Source organism: Amycolatopsis sp. (genome assembly GCF_036008905.1).
In the GTDB taxonomy this organism is placed as follows: Bacteria; Actinomycetota; Actinomycetes; order Mycobacteriales; family Pseudonocardiaceae; genus Amycolatopsis.
The window spans coordinates 1-3,239 of sequence record NZ_DASYMU010000050.1; the positions used below are offsets into that span (position 1 = coordinate 1).

The following is a 3,239-nucleotide window of genomic DNA, read 5'->3' on the forward strand; positions in this document are numbered from 1 at the left end:
CGAGCTCGTCGACGGCGGCCCGGGCGAACTCTCCCTTGATCGGGCACTGGGCATCCATGACACCGGTCCGGGATGGGCGTACGGCGCGCTTGCTACCGGAGCTGCCGCCTCCGCACTGACCGTCGAACTCGGACGTCGCACTGCCCGCAAAGCTGTCGGAGAAGGCCCGACCTCCGTGCCGGATACCGCCGGCGATCCGGTCACGGCCGACTAAAATGCCATTCCCCCACCAGCTGCGAACCCGCTCACCACCGTGCGAAGGGCGCTGGCGGTGCCGGCCACCTTCGCCTCCGACAAACACCTCCGGCAGCTTGCGCGCCGCAGCCTCCGCCGCTCCGGCATCACCAACAGGGCGCTCGCCGTCGGTGATCATCTCCAGGGCGGGGGCGCTCCACCGCGCCGTCGCTGAGGGCCGAGGCTGCGAAGAGTGCTCGGTTGAAGACCGGTCGCTCAGTTCACGCAGGGGAGGCCGCCCGCGGTGATGGGCGGCGCGTCGGTCGCTGCAGGATCGGTTCCGCCCGGCGTCGTCCCCGCCGAGGGCGTGGTCGGCACGGGCGCGGCGAGTCCCGTGCGGCCACTGGCATTCTCGACGTCGGCGGTCGCACCCACGGAGTCGGCGGTGCCCGGATCCGCAGAGGCGGCAGCGGAGGGTGAGCTGACGCCTGCGACGAAGGACCGGACCAGAGCCGGGTTCACCTCGACCGCCGCGCCGTCGGAGGGCGTCGGGAGGGCGAGACGGCCCGTCGGGATGGTGCGGAACTGGATGTTCCCGCCGGTGAGCCCTTGGGCCTGCGTCGCGAAGCGCAGCAGGTCCCAGCCCTGGTCGATGACGATGTAGCGGTCGACGGCGGTGATGAGCCCGGAGAGGGCGGTGGGGTTCGCGAGGGTTCCGGCCGAGAGCAGTTCGTGCGCAAGGCTCGCCATGAACGCCTGCTGGCGCACGATGCGGTCCAGGTCGCCACGCGGAAGCCCGTGCCGCTGCCGGACGAACGCCAGGGCCTGCGCGCCCTCGAGGGTTTGGGGACCCGCGGGCAGGTCGACGCCGGAATAGGAGTCCTGGACGGGCGCCACGAGGCATACGGGAACGCCGCCCACCGCCCGGGTGACCTCGGCGAACCCCACCAGGTTCACCTCCGCGTAGTGGTCGACGGATGCGCCGGTGAGCTGCTCGACGGTGGAGATCAGCTCGCGACGCCCGGCCTGGCTGGCCTGGCGTGCCAGGTCCGCCCCTGTGATGCCCCTTTTCGTGAGTGAGGCCCGCGCGTCGGTCATCGCGCGCTCGTACGCAGAGTTGATCTTGTGCTTCCCGAAGCCGGGCACGTCGACGTAGGAGTCGCGCGGGATCGAGATCGCCGTCGCGACGGCCGTGGGGTCGTTCGGGACCCGCACGAGCACGAGGGTGTCGGTGTTGAGCGTCCCGGTGTCCGTGCCGGCGCTGAGCTCGTCGAGCACATGCTGGGGCAGCGGGTTGCCGTGACCGTCCGTCCGGCTGTCGAGGCCGACGAGCAGGATGTCCGTGGCCCCGTCCGGTGATCGATCGGCACCGAGGACGTCGCTCGTCGCGAGGGCGCCGTCGATCCGGTGATAGGTCGACCACCCGTATCCGGTGACCAGCAGCACCGCCGCCGAGAGAACGGCGACGAGTACCCGACCCGCCCGCATCGGACCCCCACACGAAGGTACGCCGGACAACAGGCCTCCTGTCACTTCATGACCTGCCGTCGGCAGTCGTCGGCGGCGCGAGCACGTCCGGCGGCAGCCTCGCGCGGCTGACAAGGGAAGGTCTCACAGAGGCCGCGAAGCTCAGGTGAAGTCACGGTGGCGCAAGTGGGCGAGGACGAAACCCCGCGCTCTCGCCACGAAAGCTTGACCGTGGGCTGCGGGGTCAGCCGGCCGCCAGTTCTGCGGTCGAACCGGGACGGCTTGCGTCCCGGTGGCTGACAGCCACCGCGCAGTCGCGGGGACCGCGGGTCGGTCGACGAGCAGCCGCTAGCCGGCGCGCCGCCGGCCCGGTCGGCGCGCCCCTCGGGGCACCGGTCGAACAGCGTCCCGGCCAGCACTGAAACGAACGGATCGATCTTGCGGAATAGAAAAGACAAATGATCGCATATTGCCAGTTCACAGGGGCTGCACACCACGTAAGTCCGGCCCTTCTTCGGAATCATTCCACCTTGCCGAGATGATTCCCATGAATCTTCATTGAGCTCTTGACAACCCCGCGCCGGGCGCGCGTAACCTCAAAATTCGCAGAACCCTGCCTCGGCGTTTTCTGCCCGAGCGAGGACTGGTCATGAATAGTTCGCTCGACGAGCTCATGGCCGCGCTACCGAGTGGGAGCCATGGTGGGCGGCCGCAGCGGTCGTCGCCGTGGCACGGTTGCCGCCCGTGTCGCGGTCCTCTGGAGACGCCGCGCCGGCGACCCTCGCCGACGAGACCGGCTACAGCAACCACCCGGGAACGACACCACCATATATTCCGACAGCGGGAGGACTGCGTGAATGTTCGCAGTGAACTACTGGCGCCTTCTTCTCCGCGGCACCGTCGGTGCGATCTGCATCGAACAGGGGACGAACAAGCTGTTTCTGCCGCCGTAGGACGCGTCACGGCCAGATAGATCGGTCTCGCGTATCGGTGAGGTTCGACCTCGTGGTCCGTCATCTACAAAGGGAGGTAGTCATGGAATACTGCGCACGTATCGGCACGTACCTCGGAGCGCTGTCGACGGCGGTCGCTCTGGCCGCGCTCGCCGCCTGCGGCGGCCCGCCAGCCGCCCCGGTCGTGGCACCGCCGGCCGAGCATCCGATGTCCATGCCGGCACCGGCGGCCACTGCGGCCGTGCAGCCGGTCGCGGCCAGCATCGTGACGATCGCGAACTTCGCGTTCTCGCCGGCGGCCGCCACGGTCCCGGTCGGCACCACGGTGACCTGGTCGAACAGCGACTCCGCCCCGCACGACATCTCCGGCGGGCCCCTTCACTCGCCCACGCTGAACCAGGGCCAGACCTGGAGCTACACGTTCTCGAAGGCCGGGACGTACAGCTACATCTGCTCGATCCATCCGTACATGAAGGGATCGGTCACGGTTACCTGACGACGAGGGCGGCGGTGGGGGTTCTTGTCGCGGTCGTGGTGGCGGTGGGGTTCGTCGTGGTCGCCCCGAGTTCTCATCAACCCGCCCCTTCGGCGCTGCCGTTGCGGATCAGCGGTGAGCTGGCGTTGCCGGGGGACCATTCGCGGTTC

General features: G+C 69.2%; 2 protein-coding genes and 1 pseudogene. 2 read left to right on the forward strand and 1 reads right to left on the reverse strand.

Going from position 1 to position 3,239, the window contains the following annotated elements; genetic code table 11:
- Window positions 1–214, forward strand: a pseudogene (locus tag VGP60_RS09865) (hypothetical protein); the annotation flags it as partial.
- A 236-nt stretch (window positions 215–450) separates the two neighbouring features.
- Here VGP60_RS09865 and VGP60_RS09870 read toward each other — a convergent pair.
- Window positions 451–1,662, reverse strand: coding sequence for an LCP family protein (locus VGP60_RS09870; protein WP_327547613.1), 1,212 nt, complete (start codon window positions 1,660–1,662; stop codon window positions 451–453).
- Between the two features lie 1,014 nt (window positions 1,663–2,676).
- Here VGP60_RS09870 and VGP60_RS09875 point away from each other — a divergent pair.
- On the forward strand, window positions 2,677–3,090 hold the full coding sequence (locus tag VGP60_RS09875; protein ID WP_327547614.1) for a cupredoxin family copper-binding protein: 414 nt from the start codon (window positions 2,677–2,679) through the stop codon (window positions 3,088–3,090).
- Window positions 3,091–3,239 lie beyond the last annotated feature (149 nt).